A 20511-nucleotide genomic window follows, 5' to 3' on the forward strand; every position below is an offset into this window, starting at 1 on the left:
CAGCATCTATACAACTCCTGTATGAGCTGTGCAGCCGATCACACGCCCAGGGGGCTCCCCCGAGCGGCCCGCGGTCCCCGTCCGCGTGCCGGGCGTCACGAGTCGACGGGCGCCACGTACGGCCGGACGGTGCGCTCGTGAGCGAGGAGGCGGCGGACCCCAAGGCGAACGAGAAGAACCGCTCGCGCGCCCTGAAGGACATGGAGCGCCGCGAGCGCGAGCTCCAGCGCGCACGCGACGAGGCCCCCACCACGTTCCTCGACCGGGTCCGCAAGGTCCCGGGCCTCAGCTCGATCCCGGGCGGCGACGCCCCGCTGCGGAGCGTGGCGGAGGAGGAGGCCGCGATCCGCAAGCTCGCGGTCGAGGCCGGGACCGACATCCCGGAGTGGGAGGAGGACCACTTCAGCTTCAGCGACTTCATGACGCGGGTCGTCGCGCTGTCGCTGACCACCATCGCCGCCCTGATCTTCCTCGTCGGCTCGTACTTCTGGACCGACGTCATGGTCGGCAACATCGGCCCGCTCGGGTTCGGCATGACGCCGATCGGCATGTACGGGATCCTGATCGCGTTGATCCCGGTGATGGGCATCATCCACGCGCTGTGGACGAGCAGCGACGTGAAGCGCCGGAAGGCCCAGGTCCTCGCCGCCGCACGCGACAAGCTCCGGGTCTCCCTGCTGTCCGGGCCGGAGGGCGTGCGGAACGTGCGCGCCGCCCCGATGCCCGCCAGCATGCTCTTCGGCGAGAGCGAGGAGGACCTCGTCCGCCGTCGCCGCGAGCAGCACCAGCGCCGCGGCGAGTAGGGCGGCGCGGGCGCGGCGACGCCCACGCCCGCCGTCGCCGACCACCCGCTCCGCCGCTCTCTTGCGGTGCGTCCGTCCGACGTTGCCCCCGAAGAGCGGCAACGCGCCAACTTCGGCGGAAGTGGCCCTGCGTCACGGTGCGGCGCCCCGAACTTCCACGCGCACGCGCACGTCGCGCGTAGGTTCTGGGGACGGTCGGTGACCCCGGGCTCCGGGGTCCGGCCGACGGAGCGAGGGAGGGACGGCATGAGCGCGCACACGATCGACCCCTGGGCCGCGACCGACGCGGCCGGCGATCCCGTCCGCCATGCCCTGCGCCTGGCCCGGCTGAACGAGTCCGCCCGCGGCGGTCGGCGGATGGGCACCGAGGTCCGGTCCGTGGTCGACCGCTCGTGGCAGCGCTCCGCGGCCGCCGGCGTCGACCCCGAGCTCGACCGGCCCGTGGCACCGCTCGCGGCGGAGATCCTCGAGCTGCGTCGCCGCGAGCACCCCCTCGCCGTCGTGCGGCCGACGCTCGCCCGCGTCCTCACCGACCTGACCGCGAGCGCCCCGCACGTCTTCGCGCTCAGCGACGCCCGGGGCGTCCTGCTCTGGGTCGACGGCGCCGAGGAGGTCGTCGAGCGGGCCGGCGGCGAGATGGCCTTCGAGGCCGGGGCCGACTGGTCCGAGCGGGCGGCCGGGACCAACGCGGTCGGCACCGCGCTGGTCGAGGAGCACGCCGTCCAGATCTTCTCCGCCGAGCACTTCCGTCCGGCGGTCCACGGCTGGACGTGCTCCGCCTCACCGATCCGGTGCCCGGAGACCGGTGAGATCCTCGGCGTCCTCGACGCGACCGCCGACCTGCGCACCGTCGACCCGCGGACGCTGCCGTACCTCGTCGGCGCCACCCGCGCGGCCGAACGGATGCTGCGCGGCCAGGCCGAGCGACGCACCAGCGGCTCCGCGCCCTCGTCCGCCAGCGGCCGGCCGGGGCCCCGCGCCCGGAGCTCGCGCTCAGCCCGCTCGGGCGCGTCGTCGCCATGGACCACGCCTCGCGCAGCGGGGAGGACGGCGACCCCGATCGCCGCTGGCGCCTGCCGCGGCCCGCCGCCGAGGGCGGCCCGATCCGCCTGCCGGACGGTCGGATGGGTCACGCCGAGCCCGCCGGGGACGACGGCTTCCTCGTCTATGCCGACCACGCGGTCTCCCGCCCGCGCTCCACCGTCTCGCTCGAGCTCCTGGGCACCCACAGCCCGCTGGCCCGCAAGCGCGACGGCGCGCAGCCGCTCTCGCGCGGCCACGCCGAGATCCTGGCGCTCCTGGCGCACACGCCCGCCGGGCTGACGGCCGAGCGCCTCGCCGTCCTGCTCCACGGCGACCGCGCGAACGCCGGCACCGCGCGCGCCGCGTGCTCCCGGCTGCGCACCCGGCTCCCGGGCGTCGTCTCGACCCGCCCGTACCGGCTCGCCGACGGGGTCGACAGCGATCTGCGCGAGGTCCGGCGCCACCTGCGCGCCGGCGACCTCGCCGCCGCCGTCGAGGCCTACCGCGGACCGCTCCTGCCCGACAGCCCCGCCCCCGGGATCCGCGAGATCGCGGACGACCTGCACGCCGAGCTGCGCGGCGCCCTGCTCGAGGCCGGCGACGCCGAGGCCCTCGCGTCGTGGTGCGCCACGCCGCACGGGTCCGAGGACCTGCGGGCCGCGGAGGCCCTGGTCAAGGCCCTCCCGCACGGCGACCCGCGACGCGGTGCCGCGGCCGGGCGGATCGCGTCCCTCCGCCGCCGGCTCGGCATCGGCTGGTCGCCCGCGACCGCCGAGGGCCGTCGCCCGGGTCGCTGAGCGTCGCCCCGGCGTTCGCCGCACCCCGGTCGCCCCCGGACCGCCACGTCGACCGACGGCCCGAGGAGCCGGTGCCGAGGGCCGGGGCCGAGGGCCGGTCCGGCGCGGGGCGCCGAGTCGCGTCCCGTGTGACACCGGGCGCGGTCCGGCAGGGCGCGCGGTCGTCCGCGTCCGTGGGCGTGGCGCTGCGCACACCGTCCGCGAAGTTGGCGCGCAGACGCTCTCCCGGTGTCACCCGGTTGCAACCGGGCGCTGCGTAGGTTCGTGCCTCCCCACCGGCACGCCCGTCGTGCCGCCCGCCCCGGACCGCGTACCGGGGCGGCGCGGGTGGGTCGACGGTCGGAGGAGGTTCGGGTGCGAAATCCGTGATTGGGGATCGATTGCCATGAGGACCGCGTCGGGCGCGCCCGATCGCTCGTCGCCGCCCACGAGCAGGCACTCGCGGGCGAGGATCCGGACTCCGACGTCCGCCAGGTCGTCGCGGCGTCGTGGCGCCGCGCGCAGGAGGCCGGCGTCGATCCGGAGCGTCACCACGCTCCGGTCACGCACGCGAGCGACGAGGCCGCGGAGCGCTGGCGCGAGCACCCCCTCGGTCGCTTCGGTCCGCTGATCCGCCGCACCCTCGGCGACTTCTCGCACGACGCGCAGCGCATCGTGGTGGTCGCCGACGCCGACGGCTGCATCCTCTGGTCGGCGGGCAGCAAGGGCGTGCTCGCCGCCGCGTCGGCGATCGAGTTCGAGCCCGGCCACTCCTGGGACGAGGCCACGGTCGGCACCAACGGGGTCGGCACCGCGCTGGCGGTCGGACACCCCGTGCAGATCTTCTCGGCGGAGCACTTCCGCCGCCGCGTGCACCCGTGGGTCTGCTCCGGCGCCCCGGTCCGGGACCCCGAGACGCACGACATCCTCGGCGTGATCGACGTCTCGTGCGGCATCCGCGCCGCGCACCCCGACTCGCTGTCCCTCGCGATGACGACCGCCAGCCTCGTCGAGGCGTCCCTGCGGTCGGACCTCGCCGAGCGGCGCGAACGCGCCCGGTCGCAGTTCTTCGAGCACCTCCAGCACCGCCCGTCGTCCCGGACCGCCCTGGTCGACCGTCGCGGCCGGATCCTCGCCGCCCACCCGCGCAGCTGGGTCTTCGGGCCGCTCGTGCGCGCCCCCGGCGACGGCTGGGTCTCGCCCGGCGGCGACGACGTCCTCGAGGGGCGTCCCCTCGGCGACGGCATGTGGATCGTGGAGGCCTCGGGCGCCGCCGTGCCCCGGCCGCGGGTCCGCGTGGAGGCCCTGGGCCGCACCCGCGCGCAGGTGTCGATCAACGGCGCGACCGTCGAGCTGTCGCCGCGGCGCAGCGAGATCGTGGCGCTCCTCTGCATGACGCCCGAGGGCCTCGGCGCCGGCGACATCGCGGAGGAGGTCTACGGCAGCGACGAGCGCCGCGTGACCGTGCGCGCCGAGATGTCGCGCCTGCGCCGACAGATGGCAGGCGTCCTCGCGACCCAGCCGTACCGCCTGCTCGCCGACGTCAGCGCCGATTTCCTCGACCTCGCCGCGCGGGTGCGCGGCCACGGCGACCTGACCGCCGACCTCGCCCCCGGGCCGCTGCTCCCGGAGGCCACGAGCCCGCGCCTCGTCGCCCTGCGCGAGGAGCTCCTCGCGGGGCACCGCGGCGGCGCCCCGCTGGCCGGCGTGTCCTGAGGCCGGCGGGGCGGCCCGCCGGCGCGTCCGCGCGTCGGCGGAGGCGGGACGTGGTCGGCCTTCGGCCGCTGGGAGCGCACAAGTCGCGACCACGTCCCGACGGCCGGGGGCGTGGTCGACGTTCGGCCCCTGGCAGCGCTCGGATCGCGACCACGTGCCGACGGCCGGCGACGTGGTCGACCTTCGGCCGCTGGGAGCGCACAAGTCGCGACCACGTCCGGGTGGCCGAGGACGTGGTCGACGTTCGGCCCCTGGCAGCGCCCGAACCGCGACCACGTCCCGACGGCCGACGCCGCCCTCGTCAGTCCTTGCGGTCGAGCACCAGCCAGCCGCCGCGCATCGTCGCCGTGCGGGCGTGCCAGCCGCGGAGCCCGCGCGCGAGCGCGAGGAGCCCGTCGGCGTCGAACGCCTGACGGTGGCCGTAGGCCGGGTCGGGCGTGCGCTCCAGCGGGACCGCGACGACCACCCGCCGGGCGGCCAGGCGGGTGAGCTCGTGGAGCACCAGGCGGTTCATGCGGGCGGGGAGGTGCTCGAGGACGTGCAGCATCGTGACCGTGTCGAACGCTCCGGCCCGGTGCGGGGTGCGGGTCGTGATGTCGAGCGGCTCGAAGCGCACCGACGAGCCGCGGTCCGCCGCCATGCGCGAGGCGAGCGCCGCCGTCCCCGGGAGCAGGTCGCTGCCCGTCACGCGGAGCGACGGATCACGCCCGAGCAGCAGCGGGAAGAAGCCGAAGCAGCTGCCGACGTCGAGGACGCGGTGGCCGACGACGAGGCCCGCCGCGAGCCGGTAGATCGGCGCGAACGTCGCGACCGCCCCCGTGCCCTGCCGGGTCGGCGGTCGCAGCAGCGCACGGATCGTGTTCGCGTAGAACGCGCGCCACGCGACCGCCGGGTCCTCGTGCAGGGACGCCACCACGCCGACGAACACGGCCTCGAACGCTGTGCACGGGTCGCCGGGCAGGAGGCCGGGACGGATCAGGTCGTGCGCGATCGCGTCGCCGAGGTCGTCGTCGACCTCCGTGACCCGGAACGTGTGGAGGACGACGGTCCGGCCGCCCTCGCGCCGGAGCAGGAACCGGCCGGCGTGCTGTTCGTGGGCCCCGTACGACCGGGCCGAGGCGGGGAGCCTGCGGACGACGATCTGCGCGGCGGTATCGGGGATCGGGACGCCGGCCGATCCGACCGCCCGGCGACCGCCGACAGTGCGGGTCGCCGACCTCGGGGCGAGGCCGCCCGCACCGTCGACATCTGACGACGCGTCACGGCCCTCGCCGGGGATCCCCGTCCCGCCGAGGTCGAGGTCGAGGAACTCCGGCAGCGCCCACGCGGGGCCCGCGTCCTGTCGTGTCACGGTGCTCATCCGACGAACGCCTCCCGGGCGCGCTCCTCGAGCTGGTCGAGGTCGCGCACCTGCTCGACCACGTCGCAGACGGGGGTGTAGAGGTCCATGTCGCACGAGCCGAGGCGACGGTTGCGCTCGGCCTCGGGCGTCAGCCACGTCAGCCGACGGCAGCGGCTCCCGATCTCCTCGAGCGCCTCGACGTTCGGCGGCCGGCCGTTGCCGCGCCCGTCGCCGAGGACGAGGACGATCGTGCGGCGGTCGACGGAGCGGAGGTGGTCGGTCGTGAACGTCCCGAGCGCGCGGCCGTAGTCCGACGAGGCGTCGAGGTCGAGGCCGGAGCGGGTCATCATCTGGGCCAGGGCGACGTCGGGGTCGGGGTCGCGGAGCTGCTCGGAGATGTCGACGAGCTCGTCGACGAACGCGAACGTGCGGACGCGGTCGAAGCGCTGCTGGACCCCGTGGACGAGGTGCAGGGCGAACCGCGCGGTGTTGCGGACCGACAGGCTCAGGTCGACGAGGACCACCAGGCGCGGCCGGTCGGGCTTCCTGGCGACGGTCGCCGGGCGGACCGGGACGCCGTCGTGGCGGAGCGCCGAGCGCATCGTCCGCGCGGCGTGGATCCGGCCGTGCTCGGCGGGCTGCCTGCGCGGGGACGCGGCGCCGCGCAGCTGACGGGAGAGGCGGCCGAGCAGCTCGTCCATCCGCACGCGCTCGACGTGCGTGAGGTCCAGCCGGAGGCCCATCGGCAGCTCGTCCTCCGGCGACTCCTCGGCCTCGAAGCCCTCCAGGTGCTTCCGGAGGAGCTCGGCGAGGTTGTCGATCTCGCCGCCGCGGACCTGCGCCATCCCCTTGCGCTCCTCCTCCTCGCCGTCCTGCAGCAGCGACGGGAGGACGCCGGCGGCGAGGTCGAAGCCGCCCTCGAGCGGGTCGCCGTCGTCGTCGGCCAGCCCGCCGGCCTCGCCGGCGTCGGAGACCCGGTCGAGGTTCAGGACCTGACCGAGCCCGGACGCGTCGCCCTCGAGCGCGCCGCCGAGGGTCAGCTCGTCGTCCTCGGAGGACAGGTCGAAGCCGTCGTCCTCCTTGTCGAGCCGCTCGGTCCGGACGTCGGGGTCGCTCTCGACGTCGAAGAGGTCGCCGAGCTGCGCGCCCGCGGAGCCGTCGTCCTCGACCTGCTCCTCGTCGGGGTCGGCGAGGCCCGTGATGTGCCCCTGCCGGAGGGCAGCGTCGTCCTCCGGGTCGACCGACCACGGCAGGAAGAAGCGCGCGAACAGCTCGTCGAAGACGTCCTCGTCGCGCCCCCGCTTGACCAGGGTCGTGCGCAGCGCGGCGCGCACCCCGTCGCGGCGGTCGAGCGAGACGGCGCGGACCGCCCGCAGTGCGTCGAGGGTCTCGGACGGCGAGACCCGGAGGCCGGCGGACCGCAGCGCCGTCGCGAACGCGAGCAGCACGCCGTCGAAGTCGTCGGCCGGCCGGGCGCCGTCGACGCCCGGGACGATCGTCCTGGGGCGCGCCGCCGCGCGGGCGGCGGGCGTCACCGCGGTGCCGACGCGGCCGTGCCCGTCGCGGCGGGTCTGCCAGGTCATCGCTCAGCCCGTCGACTTCACGGAGCCGTAGTACCCGCCCGACCGCGTCGCGCGGTGGTTCGCCGCGTCCTCGGGTGCGACGCGGTCGCCGGCGTACCGCGAGGAGCGGCCCTCGGCGCCGTCGAGCACCTCGCGGATCGAGCGCCGCACCGTGTCGACGTCGCGGTCGTACTTCACGAGCAGCGTCAGGGTGTCCTCGAGGATCCGGCGGTCGAGCGTGCGGGCGCCGAGGACGACGAGCGCGCGGGCCCAGTCGATGGCCTCGCTGATCGACGGCGCCTTGCGGAGCTCCAGCTCGCGGATCGCGCGGACGGCGCGGACCGCCTGGGTGCGCAGCTCGTCGTCGATGCCGGGGACGCGCAGGCGCACGATCTCGAGCTCGCGGGCCTCGTCGGGGTAGCCGAGCGAGAGGTGCAGGCAGCGGCGCTTGAAGGCCTCCGACACGTCGCGGGTCGCGTTGGACGTCGCGATCACGATCGGGGCCGTCCGGGCCGTCAGGGTGCCGATCTCGGGGACCGTCACCTGCATCTCGGCGAGGACCTCGAGCATCAGGGCCTCGAGCTGCTCGTCGGCGCGGTCGATCTCGTCGATCAGGAGCACGCAGGGCTCGGGCGAGCGGATCGCCTGGAGCAGCGGGCGCTCGACGAGGAAGCGCTCGGAGAAGAAGATCTCGCCGTGCTCGTGGAGGCGGTCGGCGGCCTCCTCGATGGTCGAGGTGTCCTCCAGCAGGCCGTCGATGCGGGACTTCAGGAGCTGCGTGTAGAGCAGCTGCTTGCCGTAGTCCCACTCGTACAGGGCCTTCGTGTCGTCCTGGCCCTCGTAGCACTGCAGGCGCACGAGCCGGCGGCCCGTGACGGTCGCCAGGGTCTTCGCGAGCTCGGTCTTGCCGACGCCGGCGGGGCCCTCGATGAGCACCGGGCGCTGCAGGCGCTCGGCGAGGAAGACGGTCGTCTCGGTCTGGCTGGTGGAGACGTAGTCGTGGTCGCGCAGGCGTTCCCGGACGTCCTCGACGGACGAGAAGCCGGCGACCCGGTCGGTCGTCGGGGCAGCCGGCTGGTCGGGCATCCGGGGGACCACCTGGTCGGTCGTGCGGTCGTGCATCGGGAAGCACCGGGACGCGTCCGCGCGCCGCTCCGGGGAGCAGCGCGCGGACGCGTCGTGCGGCGTCGCTCAGCGGCTGCCCGAGAGGGCGGCGCGGACGACCGGCTTCATGCGCTCGTACGTGACCTCCATCGGGTTGCCCGGGGTGCAGGAGTCGCCGAGGATGTGCTTCGAGATCCGCTCCACGTCGTTCTCGTCGCCCTTGATCTGGCGGCCCTTGCCCTCGTAGACGCCCTCGTTCATCCGGTTCTTGGAGTACTCGCCGACCTCCTTGAAGTTCTTCGGGATGCCGACGTCGTCCGCCAGGCGGATCGCTGCCTCGACGGCGGCCTCCGCGCGCTGGACGGTGGAGAGGCCCTTCGTCTCGACGCCCATCGCCTTGGCCAGGTGGGCGTAGCGCTCGTAGCGGGCGGAGAGGTTGTACTCCCACACGTGCGGCAGCGCGATCGCGTTGTTCAGGCCGTGGTGGCTGTCGTAGAACGCCGACACCGCGTGCGAGATCGAGTGGACGATGCCGAGGCCGCCGGAGTTGAACGCCTGCGCGGCGATGTAATGGGCCCACATGAGGCCGGTGCGGGCCTCGTAGTTGTGCGGCTCGGCGACGGCCTTGCGCAGCCACTTGTTCGTCCACTCGACGGCCGTGTAGGCCTGGCCGAGGGACGGCGGGAAGTCGAGACGCGACACGTACGGCTCGGAGCCGTGCGCGAGGATGTCGAAGCCGCAGAACGCCGTCAGGTCGGTCGGCAGGTCGTAGTAGAGGATCGGGTCGCAGATCGCGAGCGTCGCGATCGAGCGGTCGTCGAACGCGACGTACTTGTGCGGGTTCTCCGGGTCGGACGTGTCGGTGATGACGTACGCCCAGGAGGTCTCCGAGCCGGTGCCGGCCGTGGTGGAGATCGCGATGTGCGGCGGGTTGACCGGGTTCGTGGACTGGTTGAAGCCCTCGAACTCGTTGATGTTGCGGCCGTCGTGCGCCGCGACGATGCGGGCGCCCTTGCAGGCGTCGTGGGTCGAGCCGCCACCCACGGAGACGAAGCTGTCGAGCCCCTCGTCCTTGTACACCTGGTAGGCGTCCATGACGTTGTAGTCCTTGGGGTTGGACTCGACCTTGTCGAAGACGACGACGTCGATCCCCTGGTGCCGGAGCTTGCCGGCGATGTCGTCGACGATGTCCGTGCCCCGGAGACCCGAGGTCATGAGCAGCGTCTTCTTGAAGCCGAGGTTCTTGGCCTCGACCCCGACGAGCTCGTACGCACCGGCGCCGATCAGGCCTCGCGGAACGTTGTGGAACTCCTTGATGGGGAACTCGTGCAGACGATCGAACTGCATGGTGGGTGCTCTCCTCGCGCGGTCCTGGGGGGACCCGGTCGTGTTCGACCGCGGGCCATCCGGCGACCGCGGTTCCTCGACCGTCCGGTCGAGGTGGTCGCCAGTGAACCGGCCGTCTCCGGGTTGCAGAGAGGTTGCAGTTGCACCCGGTGTCGAATCGATGAGGCACCGGGTGTCGAAAACCCCCGTTCCGACGCGGGACGCGGCCGGTGTGCGGCCGCGGCGGGTCAGCCCGCGGCGGGCGGCGCGAGGCCGAGGGCCTCGTCGGAGAAGCCGGCGCCCAGGAGGTCGAGCGCCCGCTCGAGGTGCGTCAGGAGCTCCCCGCCGTGGGAGACCCAGTACCGGTAGCTGGCCATCGCGGTGCCCAGCGCGGTCGACGCGATCGTCTCCGGCAGGAGGTCGTCCGGCCCGACACCCAGCCGCTCGCCGACGTGGTCCTGGACGACGCGGCACCAGTCGGCGTAGCGGATCGCCGAGTGGGCCTGGAGCGCCGGGACGGAGGTGATGAGCTCCATCCGCGCCCGGATCGACTCGTCCCCGTCGGCCGGCCAGCTGTTGAAGGCGACGATCGCCCGGCGCACCCCGGCGAACAGCGGCTCGTCCGCCGGGGACTTCCGCAGCTCGGCCGCGAACCGCTCGAGCTCGCGGTCGAACTCGCCCCACACGATGTCGTTCTTCGACGCGAAGTAGCGGAAGAGCGTGCGGCGGGTGACGCCGACCGCGGCGGCGATGTCGTCGACCGTCGTCTCCTCGAAGCCGTCGCGGACGAAGAGCGCGAGCGCGACGTCCTGCACCTGGTCGCGGGACGTCGACCGCGGCCGGCCGGTCGGTGCGGGACCGCTCACGGTGCAACCCCCATGCAACTCGACGGATGTTTTGACACTGAGGGGCGAAAGTGTCCTAGGATGCGGTCCGTCACACGAGGCAACCTAGAGCAGAACGGAGCCAGGACCATGAACAACGATCCCCAGATCGAGACCGCCGAGGCCACGGAGACCGAGGTCGAGACGACCGCGACCACCGAGCTGATCGACGAGCAGCTGCTCGTCGAGGACGTGTCCATCGACGGCATGTGCGGCGTCTACTAGGCCATGTCGACGCCGACCACCGCGCCCGCCCCGGCGGACGCCACCACACAGGCGGGCGCGGCGGACTGGGCGGGTGGGCACGAATTCTCGCTCGACGCCGCCTGGACCCTGAACCCGCAGGTCGCCCTGCGCCCCGAGCGCTTCGGCGCCCTCGCCTACCACTTCGGCACGCGCCGGCTCTCGTTCCTGAAGAGCCCGCACCTGCTCACCGTCGTCGAGCGGCTCGCCGACCACCCCACCGCCCGCGCCGCGTGCCTGGACGCCGGCCTCGACGCCGCCCAGACCGCCACGTTCGGCAAGGCGCTGGCCACCCTGGCCCGCACCGACATGATCGTCCCGAGGAACCCCGCATGAGCACCGTCCTTCCCCGCGCCGGGGTGCCCGGCCCGACCGCCGCGTCCGCGACGTCCACCCGCACGCCGATGGACGACCTGCTCGCCACGAGCGCCGCCGCCTCCGCGCACGCCACCGGCCACGCGACCACCGCCGCCCCGACCGGCGCGCAGATGCGCCCCGTCGGCAGCCTCGTCGACGAGTTCCAGTCCGGCCTCGACGCCCCGATCTGCCTGACGTGGGAGCTCACGTACGCCTGCAACCTGGCCTGCGTCCACTGCCTCTCCTCGTCCGGCCGCCGCGACCCGCGCGAGCTCTCGACCGCCGAGTGCAAGGGCGTCATCGACGAGCTGCAGCGGATGCAGGTCTTCTACGTGAACATCGGCGGCGGCGAGCCGACGGTGCGCAAGGACTTCTGGGAGCTCGTCGACTACGCGACCGCCCACCAGGTCGGCGTGAAGTTCTCGACCAACGGCTCGCGCATCGACGCCGCCGTCGCGGAGAAGCTCGCCGCCTCGGACTACGTCGACGTGCAGATCTCGCTCGACGGCGCGACCGCGGAGGTCAACGACTACGTCCGCGGGCCCGGCTCGTACGACACCGCCATGACGGCGATGGGCCACCTGAAGGACGCCGGCTTCTCGGGCTTCAAGCTTTCCGTCGTCTGCACCCGCCAGAACATCGGGCAGCTCGACGAGTTCAAGGCGATCGCCGACCACTACGGCGCGCAGCTGCGCCTGACCCGCCTGCGCCCGTCGGGCCGCGGCGCGGACACGTGGGACGAGCTGCACCCGCTCCCGGAGCAGCAGAAGGAGCTCTACGACTGGCTCGTGGCGCACGGCGAGGACGTCCTCACGGGCGACTCGTTCTTCCACCTCGCCGCGTACGGCGACGCCCTGCCGGGCCTGAACCTCTGCGGCGCCGGGCGCGTCGTCTGCCTGATCGACCCGATCGGCGACGTCTACGCCTGCCCGTTCGCGATCCACGACGAGTTCCTCGCCGGCAACGTCCGCTCCGAGGGTGGGTTCCAGGGCGTGTGGCAGACGTCCGAGCTCTTCCTCGAGCTGCGCGAGCCCCAGTCCGCCGGCGCGTGCAACTCCTGCGACTTCTTCGACAAGTGCCGCGGCGGCTGCATGGCCGCGAAGTTCTTCACCGGCCTGCCGATGGACGGCCCGGACCCCGAGTGCGTGCTCGGCCACGGCGAGGAGCTCCTGAAGCAGCGCGGCGACGCGTTCATCCCGAAGCCGTCGATGGACCACTCCAAGAACCTGTCCAAGCGCCAGCGCCTGGAGAAGGCCGCCGCCGAGCGCGGCATCACGCTGCCGCCCGAGGGCCAGCCGCTGCCGGTCCGCCAGAACGGCGCGGGGATCCCGGACAAGGCGTGCGACGAGAACCCGCTCGCGGGCTTCGGCACCGCCGAGGTCGTCGACCGCGGCGCGAGCCCGTCCGTCGACCGCCTCGCCGGCCTCGGCTTCCCCAGTCGGCTCGAGGGCTGAGCCGTGGCGAGCACGAAGGAGTGGTTCGAGTCGGTCGCCGAGGCCCAGCGGCGCGCGAAGAAGCGCCTGCCGGCCTCGGTCTACGGCGCCCTGATCGCGGGCGCCGAGTCCGGTGCCACCGTCGACGACAACACCGCCGCGTTCCGTGAGCTCGGCTTCTTCCCGCGCATCGCGACGGGCCTGAACCAGCCGCGCGAGCTCGGCACGACGGTCCTCGGCCAGGAGCTGTCGCTGCCGGTCCTCGTCTCCCCGACGGGCGTGCAGGCCGTGCACCCGGAGGGAGAGCTCGCCGTCGCGCGCGCCACGAAGGCCGCCGGCACGGGGATGGGCCTCAGCTCGTTCGCGTCGAAGGCCGTCGAGGACGTCGTCGAGCAGAACCCGACGACCTTCTTCCAGGTCTACTGGATGGGCGGACGCGACCGGATCGTGCAGATCCTCGACCGGGCGCGGGCCGCGGGGGCGAAGGGCATCATCCTGACGCTCGACTGGACGTTCGCGCACCGTCGCGACTGGGGCTCCCCGGAGATCCCGGAGCACCTCGACCTGCGCGCGATGGCGAAGCTCTCGCCCGAGGTCCTCCGCCGGCCGAAGTGGCTCGCGGCGTTCCTGAAGGCGGGCGCGCTGCCGGACCTCACGGCGCCGAACATGACCCATCCGGGCGGTGAGGCGCCGACGTTCTTCGGCGCCTACGGCGAGTGGATGATGACCGAGAAGCCCTCCTGGGACGACATCGCGTGGATGCGCGAGCAGTGGGACGGGCCGTTCCTGATCAAGGGCATCACGCACCCCGAGGACGCCCTGAACGCCATCGAGGCCGGGGCGAGCGCGATCTCCGTCTCCAACCACGGCGGCAACAACCTCGACGGCACCCCGGCGACGATCCGCGCGCTGCCGGCCATCGTCGAGGCCGTCGACGGCCGGCTCGAGGTCCTGCTCGACGGCGGCATCCGCCGGGGCTCCGACGTCGTCAAGGCGCTCGCCCTGGGCGCCGACGCCGTGCTGATCGGCCGCGCCTCCCTGTGGGGCCTGGCCGCGAACGGCGAGGCCGGCGTGAACAACGTCCTCGAGATCCTCCGCGCGGGGATCGACGAGACGCTGCTCGGGCTCGGTCTGACGTCGGTGCATCAGCTCGACGCCGACCACGTCGTCGTGCCGGACGGCTTCACCCGCCGACCGGTCCACCAGACGACCTGAGCGGGCCCGCGTGTCCGTCGACGGTCCCGAGGTGCCGGCGCGCCATGGTGCGCGCCGTCGTCGGGACGCGTCGGCGGACCGCCCCGCGGGGTCGGGCGACGTGCGCGGCGTGCCGGCCGACGGCGTCCCGCGGCCGGCCCCGGACGGCTCCGGCGGCGTCGCCGCCTCGCGGGAGCACCTCTCAACGCGGACGTGGCCCGACCTCGAGGCCGCGCGCGGGCGGACGCTCGTCGTCCCCGTCGGCGCCACGGAGCAGCACGGCCCGCACCTGCCGCTGACGGTCGACACCGACATCGCGGTGGCGGTCGCCGCCCGGCTCGCGGAGGGCCGCGACGACGTCCTCGTCGCCCCGCCCGTCCACTACGGCGCCAGCGGCGAGCACCAGGCCTTCCCCGGGACGCTCTCGATCGGCCTGGAGGTCACGGAGCTCGTCCTCGTCGAGCTCGGCCGCTCGGCGACCCACACCGTCGACCGCGTGGTGTTCCTCTCGACCCACGGCGGCAACGCGTCCGCCGTCGCCCGCGCCGCCGCCCGCCTCCGCGACGAGGGCCGCGACGCCCGCGGCTGGTCCCCCCGCTGGGGCGGCGACGCGCACGCCGGCCGCGCCGAGACGTCGCTGATGCTCGCGATCGCCCCGGACCGCGTCCGGACCGCCGACGCCCGGCCCGGGAACACCGGGGCCCTGGTCGACCTCCTGCCGGCGATGCGCGAGGGCGGCGTCGTCGCGGTCAGCGACAACGGGATCCTCGGCGACCCGACCGGCGCGACCGCCGCGGAGGGCGAGGCCCTGCTGTCCCGCGCCGCCGCCGAGCTCGGGGCGGTCCTCGACGCGTGGGTGCCGCGCGGAAGCAGGACCGCCGGGGAGGGCACGTGACCTCGGCCGCGGCGCGCGACGCCGGTGGGCCGCGCGATCCCGGAGCGCCGTCGTCCACTCCGCGGGCGGCCGGCCTCGACGTCCCGGTGGCGCTCTCGGCCGGCACCCGGAGGAGCGGCGGCGGACGGGTGCTCGCCGGCGGCATGCCGCGGCGGATCCTCCGGCTCTCCGCGGCCGGCGCGACGACCCTGGACGCCCTGCTCGAGGGCTGGCCCGTCGGCCCCGCGGGCGCCGGGCTCGCGCGCAGCCTCGTCGACGCGGGCGCGCTCGACCCCGTGCCGGTCGCCGGAGCCCCCCGCCCCGCCGTCACCGTCGTGATCCCCGTCCGCGACCGCGCGGAGGAGCTCGACCGCTGCCTGACCGCCCTGGGCACCGCCGACCCGGTGGTCGTCGTCGACGACGGCTCGACCGACCCGGCCTGGCTCGCGGCGGTCGCCGGTGCGCACGGAGCGCGCCTGCTGCGCCGGGACGAGAACGGCGGTCCCGCCGCCGCCCGCAACGACGGCCTCCGCCTCGTCGAGACCCCCGTCGTCGCCTTCCTCGACAGCGACTGCGTCGTCCCGACCGGGTGGCTCGACGCCCTCGGCGGCCACTTCGCCGACCCGCTGGTGGCGGCCGTCGCGCCACGGGTGGCGTCGGCGGGAGGCGGGGACGCGGGTGGCCGGACCGGGCCCGTCGCCGCCCACCGCGGGGCCGCCTCCGACGACGTGGACGTCGCCCACCCCCCGTCGGGACTCGAGTCGACGGGCCGTGGAGCACCGCCGAGCGCGGTCCGCACCCTGACCGGTGGCCGCCGGCCGACGCGCACCACGCTGGCGCGCTTCACCGCCGTCCGCTCGCCCCTCGACCTGGGGCCGCGGGCAGCGTCGGTCCGGCCCGGCGGCCCCGTCCCGTACGTGCCGACCGCCGCGCTGCTCGTCCGTCGCGATGCCCTCGGCGCCGGCTTCGACCCGGCCCTCCGGTTCGGGGAGGACGTCGATCTCGTCTGGCGCCTCCACGACGCGGGCCGCCGGATCCGGTACGACCCGCGGGTCGTCGTCCGCCACGCCGAGCCCGGATCGTGGCGCGCGCTCCTGCACCGCCGCTACCGGTACGGCACCTCCGCGGCCCCGCTGGCCGCGCGCCACGAGGGGCGGCTCACCCCGCTGGTGCTCCGGCCCTGGCCGACGGCCGCGGTCGCCCTCGCCCTCGCCGGTCGACCGCGCGCAGCCGGGGTCGTGGCCCTCGCCCAGACCGTCGTGCTCGGCCGGACGGTCCGCGCCGCCGGAGGACCGGCCGCGATCGCCGTCCCCTGGGGCGGTGAGGCCCTCCTGATGACCGCCGAGGCCTCCGGGCGCGCAGCGATCCAGCTCGCCGGGCCCGCCCTGGCCGCGGGCCTCCTCCGCCGTCGCACCCGTCGCGCCGCCGCGACGCTCGTCCTCGCCGCATCCGCCCGCGGGGCCTGGCGCGCCCGCGCCCACATCGACCCGATCCGCTGGACCCTGGCCTCCGCCGCCGACGAGGCCGCGTACGGCCTGGGCGTGTGGCGCGGCGCCTGGCGCCACCGCACCTGGGCCCCGGTCCGCCCGTCGACCAGGTCGCCGGGGGACGCGGCGCGCACGGCGAGGGGTTCCCGCCGGGAACCGTAGGGTCGCTGCGGACGGGTCCCCCGAGTCGTCTGGCGACGGGGACGACGATCAGCCGGTGGCGCGGAGCCCTCCGGTCGCTGGGGCAGCCCGAGATGGCGGGCGGTCGGGTGCTATTCGTCAAGCCCTGCCGCACGACGGACCATCGGCTCTGCCACGGCGGGCGGTCAGGTGCGATTCGTCAAGCCCTGCCGCACGACGGACCATCGGCCGTACGCCACGCATCGGTCGTGAGACGCGCGTCGACCCCCGGAACCTGCCCGTGTCGCCCCGCGAGCGCGGAACGGCCGAGTCGCTCACCCGCCCGGCTTCCACCCGCGGTGGATGGCGGCGCCGACGAGATCGCGGCCGACGCGGATCGGGTCCGTCAGCACCTGCGTCCGCGTGAAGCGCATCGGCAGCCAACCGGCCGCACCGAGGTCCGCGTCCCGTCGGCGGTCCTCGGCGAACGCCGCGGCCCGTTCGTGGGCCGAGCGCCCATCCGCCTCGACCGCGATCCGCAGGTCGGGCCACACGAAGTCGATGCGGTACCGCCGCCCCGAAGCACCTGGGACCCAGTACTGCCGGGCAGGATCCGGGAGCGGAAGTGTCGCGATCACGGCCTCGAGGTCGTCCTCGAGCGGCGTCTGCCCGAGCGCCGACTCGACCGTGAAGGGATCGACCCGCCGGACCCGACCGGCACCCGGGTGCAACGGCCGTCCCGCGACGCAGGCCGCCATCGCGCCGGCCGGGAGCAGCCCGAGGTACTCGCCCTCCCGGATCATCCTGAGCACCTGGTCGTCCGACCGCACGGCCGCCATGTCCAGCACCGTCCTCGCGGGACTCGTGATCCGCAGCCCTTGCACGACGACGACGTCGTCGGAGCGGAGGGTCGTCGACCGGTGGACCGTGACTCCCGCGACCCGGCGGCGCCCGGTTCCCGGGACCGTGACGTGGTGCGCACCCGGTCGCCGACGCTCGAGCCGGTGGAACATCGATGCCGACCCGTGGCTCAGCACCGCTCGTGCGGGGTCGGAGGCGAGCACGGCGGCCCAACGCCATCCGGCCTCGGTGATGTGCGGACTCGGCGTGTACACCCCGCGCAGGGGGCGGAACAGGCGCGCGGTTCGGACCCGGTGGTGGGCTCCGGCGCGCGTGAACCCGCACGCCACGATCTGCGTGATCGTCGCCATCCCGCACTGCCCGGCGAAGATCGCCGCGAGGGCCCGCTCGTCCATGACCGGATCGTGTCCGGTCCGGTGTTGTGCAGGGTGGGTCGATTGCGCCGATTCCGTGCCGATCGTCATCGGGCTCCGTGTGATCGAGGACCACTGGCCTGCCCGCCCGCATGGTGCGGTCAGGTCCGGCTCCTCTCGCATGACCTGACGATGACCATCACCCTGGCCGCACGTCCCGGTCGGGTGCGCTTCGTCGCGTCACGCGCGACAACGGACCATCGCCCCGCCCATGCCTCCCGGTCGGGTGCGCTTCGTCGCGTCACGCGCGACAACCGACCATCGCCCCGCCCATGCCTCCCGGTCGGGTGCGCTTCGTCGCGTCACGCGCGACAACCGACCATCGCCCCGCCCATGCCTCCCGGTCGGGTGCGCGTCGTCGCGTCACGCGCGACAACCGACCATCGCCCCGCCCATGCCTCCCGGTCGGGTGCGCGTCGTCGCGCCACACGCGACAACCGACCATCGGCCGCCATCCCTCGCCTGGACCTCCAAGCCACCACCCCTCCCACGCCTCGGACCCCCACCGGCCCCTCCCCGCACCTCTCACGATTGGCGCCACCCGCGACAGGGAATCGGTACCTGGTGTCCCGGTCCCGCACCATCGCCCTGGGGTCCGTCGTCGCCGCGGCCCTGCTCGTCCTCGCCGTGCTGTGGTGGCAGGCCGACCGGGCCTCCGGCAGGATCGCCGACGGCGTGTCCGTCGCCGGGGTCGACGTCGGCGGCCTGACGCGGTCGGAGGCCCTCGCCAAGGTGCAGGAGCAGGCCGCGCGGCCGCTCAACCGCTCCGCGCGGCTGACGATCGGCGGGGAGACCCACGTTCTGACGGCGAAGCGCGCCGGGGTCCGTGCGGACTTCGCCGGGGCGGTCGACCGCGCGACCGAGGCCGGGTCCGGCGGCTCGTTCCTCTCCCGCGGCTGGCGCGAGCTCACCGGCGGCGAGGTCGTCGAGGCCCTCGACGTGCCGGTCCGCGTCGACGAGACCGCCGTGAAGCGCTTCGTCGCCACCGTCGCCGACGACGTCAGGAAAGCGCCCGTCGAGGCGTCGATCGACATCGCCGTCACGCGCGTCAGCGTCAAGGACGGGAAGAACGGCAGCCGCCTGCGCGACCGCTCCGGTCTGCAGCGGCAGCTGGTCACCGTCCTCCGCGACGGCTCGTCCGAGCGCACCGTCCGCGCCCGGACGATCAGCGTGAAGCCGAAGAAGACCGCGAAACAGGTCATGGCGGCCCAGCCGACGGTCGTCACGGTCGCGCACGACGAGCGGCGCGTCCGGGTCTTCGACGAGGGCAAGCAGGTCGCGACCTACCGCGTGGCGGTCGGCAGCGCCCAGTACCCGACGCCCTACGGCCGCTTCCAGGTCCAGACGATGCAGAAGAACCCCGTCTGGAACGTGCCGAACTCGTCCTGGGCCGGCAGCCTCGCCGGGCAGACGATCCCGGGCGGCGATCCGCGCAACCCGCTGAAGGAGCGCTGGATCGGGTTCTCCGGATCGGTCGGGTTCCACGGCACGTCCGAGGCCGGGTCGCTCGGGTCCGCCGCCTCGCACGGCTGCGTCCGGATGGACCCGACCGACGTGAAGGCCCTCTTCGAGCAGGTCGAGGTCGGGACCCCGGTGCTCGTGGGCTGACGGGCGAGGGCCCGCCGCGGTGCGCCGGGCCCTCGGGCGCCGGACGCCGTCGGGCGCTCCACGACGACCGCGCGGTGCTGCGGCGTGCGCGGAACGCGACGCGTGACGAGCGGCTACGCGCCAACACTGTCGCATCCACCAAATTCCCGTCGACGAGGCCTTCGGCGATACCGCTCGCGCTTCTACGATCGCGTCATCCGCCGCGGAACCCCGCGGACGGCCGGACCCGCCGATGCGCTCCGCTCCGACCACCACCACCGAGCCACCGGCCGCCGAGACGCCCGAGCGGCTGTCGCTGCTCGCCGAGCTCCGCGTGCTCGACGCCGGTCTGCGGGAGTCCCGCGTGGACTGGCGCAGCGAGCTCCGCGAGGGGCTGCGCTGCGCGTTCGGCCTGCGCCGGACGGTCCGGCGGGACGCACCGGTCGACGCGGTCCAGCCCCGCCCGGCGGTCGCGCCGACCTACGCCAAGCCCCGCACCGCCGCCCGGTAGGCGACCGGCGAGCGGCCCTCGTGCCGCTTGAACGCGCGCGAGAAGTAGAGCGGGTCGTCGTAGCCGCAGCGGTGGGAGACCTGCCCGACGGCGAGGTCGGTGAACCGCAGGAGCCGGGTGGCCTCGAGCATCACGCGGTCGAGGACGAGCTCCTTCGTCGTCCGGCCGGTGGCCGTCTGGAGCGCCCGGGCCAGTGCCGCGGGCGGGACGGCGAGCGCGTCCGCGTAGTGCGCCGCGTCGTGGTGCCGGACGAAGTCGCGCTCCAACAGCCGCGAGAACCGCGCGTGCAGGCGCTGCTCGGACGCGCCCTCCCGCGGCGACCCGTCGTCGTGCCAGCGGTCGATCCACAGCAGCAGCGCGCAGAGCAGGTGGCGCTGGAGGTCCGCGGAGCGCTCGTCGGGCGGCCGGCGGGCCTCGTCGTCCAGCGCGCGCACCAGGGCCTCGAGCCCCGCCACCCGCGACGGCGGGACGGCGACGGTGGGGGTCGTGCCTCCGACCACGAGCCACCCCGGGACGGCACGCGCACCGAGCGGCGCCTCCCCGGCGTCCTCGAAGAGCGCGGCCTCGGAGAAGTCGACGACCGCCCCGTCGATGCCGCGCGCCTCGTCGAAGCGGTGCACCTGGCCGCGGCCGATCACGGTGATCGTGCCCGCCCCCGCGTCGACCCGCTCCCCGTCGACGGAGTGCCGCCCCGAGCCCGACCGGACCCAGATCAGCTCGTGGTAGTCGTGGCGGTGCGGCGCGACCCGGTCCTCGACCGTCATCACCGTGTCCTCGAGCCACCGGACCTCGACGGGCGCGCGGGCGCGACGGAGCGGGCCGGCGAGCTGCGGCGCCCCGTCCCGGGCGTCGTCCGCGGGAATGTCCATGTCCTCGCGGCCTTCCGCCATGGGAA

At 74.8% G+C, this 20511-nt stretch carries 18 protein-coding genes; 11 read left to right on the forward strand and 7 right to left on the reverse strand.

All coding sequences use genetic code 11. The features are described 5' to 3' along the window. Window positions 1–137: 137 nt before the first annotated feature. The 3 genes from PATMI_RS0103600 to PATMI_RS27135 all read left to right on the forward strand — a co-directional run bounded on the left by PATMI_RS0103600 (window position 138) and on the right by PATMI_RS27135 (window position 4318). Window positions 138–803: a hypothetical protein gene (locus tag PATMI_RS0103600; RefSeq protein WP_026909881.1), complete on the forward strand. Its 666-nt coding sequence runs from the start codon at window positions 138–140 to the stop codon at window positions 801–803. 1019 nt (window positions 804–1822) lie between these two features. Next, window positions 1823–2623, forward strand: coding sequence for a hypothetical protein (locus PATMI_RS36415; protein ID WP_157260599.1), 801 nt, complete (start codon window positions 1823–1825; stop codon window positions 2621–2623). A gap of 369 nt (window positions 2624–2992) precedes the next feature. Next, window positions 2993–4318 (forward strand): GAF domain-containing protein, encoded by a 1326-nt coding sequence (locus PATMI_RS27135; protein WP_051471010.1) that lies wholly within the window; start codon window positions 2993–2995, stop codon window positions 4316–4318. Window positions 4319–4619: 301 nt separating this feature from the next. Here PATMI_RS27135 and mftM read toward each other — a convergent pair whose 3' ends face one another. The 5 genes from mftM to mftR form a co-directional block, all read right to left on the reverse strand. Then, window positions 4620–5678 carry a mycofactocin oligosaccharide methyltransferase MftM gene (gene mftM / locus PATMI_RS27140; protein ID WP_051471011.1) on the reverse strand — a complete coding sequence of 353 codons (1059 nt, stop codon included), beginning with the start codon at window positions 5676–5678 and terminating at the stop codon, window positions 4620–4622. Continuing rightward, window positions 5675–7243 (reverse strand): vWA domain-containing protein, encoded by a 1569-nt coding sequence (locus PATMI_RS0103620; protein WP_051471012.1) that lies wholly within the window; start codon window positions 7241–7243, stop codon window positions 5675–5677. Before PATMI_RS0103620 ends, mftM begins: the two co-directional genes overlap by 4 nt. 3 nt (window positions 7244–7246) lie before the next feature. Further along, window positions 7247–8344 (reverse strand): AAA family ATPase, encoded by a 1098-nt coding sequence (locus PATMI_RS27145; protein WP_211241690.1) that lies wholly within the window; start codon window positions 8342–8344, stop codon window positions 7247–7249. Between the two features lie 69 nt (window positions 8345–8413). Beyond that, entirely contained in the window at window positions 8414–9673 is a 1260-nt protein-coding gene (gene mdo, locus PATMI_RS0103630; protein WP_026909883.1) for an NDMA-dependent methanol dehydrogenase, read from the reverse strand. A 227-nt stretch (window positions 9674–9900) separates the two neighbouring features. After that, complete coding sequence (gene mftR, locus PATMI_RS0103635; protein ID WP_026909884.1) at window positions 9901–10518, reverse strand: mycofactocin system transcriptional regulator; 618 nt, start codon at window positions 10516–10518, stop codon at window positions 9901–9903. Window positions 10519–10626: 108 nt separating this feature from the next. Here mftR and mftA point away from each other — a divergent pair, with 108 nt between their 5' ends. The 6 genes from mftA to PATMI_RS27160 all read left to right on the forward strand — a co-directional run bounded on the left by mftA (window position 10627) and on the right by PATMI_RS27160 (window position 16286). Then, complete coding sequence (mftA, locus tag PATMI_RS36420; RefSeq protein WP_157260600.1) at window positions 10627–10761, forward strand: mycofactocin precursor MftA; 135 nt, start codon at window positions 10627–10629, stop codon at window positions 10759–10761. 3 nt (window positions 10762–10764) lie between these two features. Continuing rightward, window positions 10765–11115, forward strand: a complete 351-nt coding sequence (mftB, locus tag PATMI_RS0103645) for a mycofactocin biosynthesis chaperone MftB (protein ID WP_026909886.1) — start codon at window positions 10765–10767, stop codon at window positions 11113–11115. Window positions 11116–11267: 152 nt separating this feature from the next. After that, window positions 11268–12590 (forward strand): mycofactocin radical SAM maturase, encoded by a 1323-nt coding sequence (gene mftC / locus PATMI_RS27150; RefSeq protein WP_342673042.1) that lies wholly within the window; start codon window positions 11268–11270, stop codon window positions 12588–12590. Between the two features lie 3 nt (window positions 12591–12593). Next, window positions 12594–13784 carry a pre-mycofactocin synthase MftD gene (gene mftD / locus PATMI_RS0103655; RefSeq protein WP_026909887.1) on the forward strand — a complete coding sequence of 397 codons (1191 nt, stop codon included), beginning with the start codon at window positions 12594–12596 and terminating at the stop codon, window positions 13782–13784. 109 nt (window positions 13785–13893) lie between these two features. Further along, complete coding sequence (gene mftE, locus PATMI_RS27155) at window positions 13894–14658, forward strand: mycofactocin biosynthesis peptidyl-dipeptidase MftE (protein ID WP_051472311.1); 765 nt, start codon at window positions 13894–13896, stop codon at window positions 14656–14658. Then, window positions 14655–16286, forward strand: coding sequence for a glycosyltransferase (locus PATMI_RS27160; protein ID WP_157260601.1), 1632 nt, complete (start codon window positions 14655–14657; stop codon window positions 16284–16286). The genes mftE and PATMI_RS27160 overlap by 4 nt, the downstream gene beginning before the upstream one ends. A 293-nt stretch (window positions 16287–16579) precedes the next feature. Here PATMI_RS27160 and PATMI_RS33820 read toward each other — a convergent pair whose 3' ends face one another. After that, window positions 16580–17500, reverse strand: coding sequence for a DUF559 domain-containing protein (locus PATMI_RS33820; protein ID WP_026909888.1), 921 nt, complete (start codon window positions 17498–17500; stop codon window positions 16580–16582). 582 nt (window positions 17501–18082) lie between these two features. Here PATMI_RS33820 and PATMI_RS33825 point away from each other — a divergent pair. Further along, complete coding sequence (locus PATMI_RS33825) at window positions 18083–19126, forward strand: L,D-transpeptidase family protein (protein ID WP_051471014.1); 1044 nt, start codon at window positions 18083–18085, stop codon at window positions 19124–19126. Between the two features lie 232 nt (window positions 19127–19358). Then, window positions 19359–19616 (forward strand): hypothetical protein, encoded by a 258-nt coding sequence (locus PATMI_RS0103680; RefSeq protein ID WP_026909889.1) that lies wholly within the window; start codon window positions 19359–19361, stop codon window positions 19614–19616. Here the strand turns inward: PATMI_RS0103680 and PATMI_RS36425 are convergent. Further along, the gene (locus PATMI_RS36425) at window positions 19586–20506 is read right to left on the reverse strand and encodes a helix-turn-helix transcriptional regulator (RefSeq protein ID WP_026909890.1); all 921 of its coding nucleotides are present in this window, start codon (window positions 20504–20506) and stop codon (window positions 19586–19588) included. The two genes, PATMI_RS0103680 and PATMI_RS36425, sit on opposite strands and share 31 nt — an antisense overlap. Window positions 20507–20511 lie beyond the last annotated feature (5 nt).

Source organism: Patulibacter minatonensis DSM 18081 (assembly GCF_000519325.1).
Taxonomy (GTDB): domain Bacteria; phylum Actinomycetota; class Thermoleophilia; order Solirubrobacterales; family Solirubrobacteraceae; genus Patulibacter; species Patulibacter minatonensis.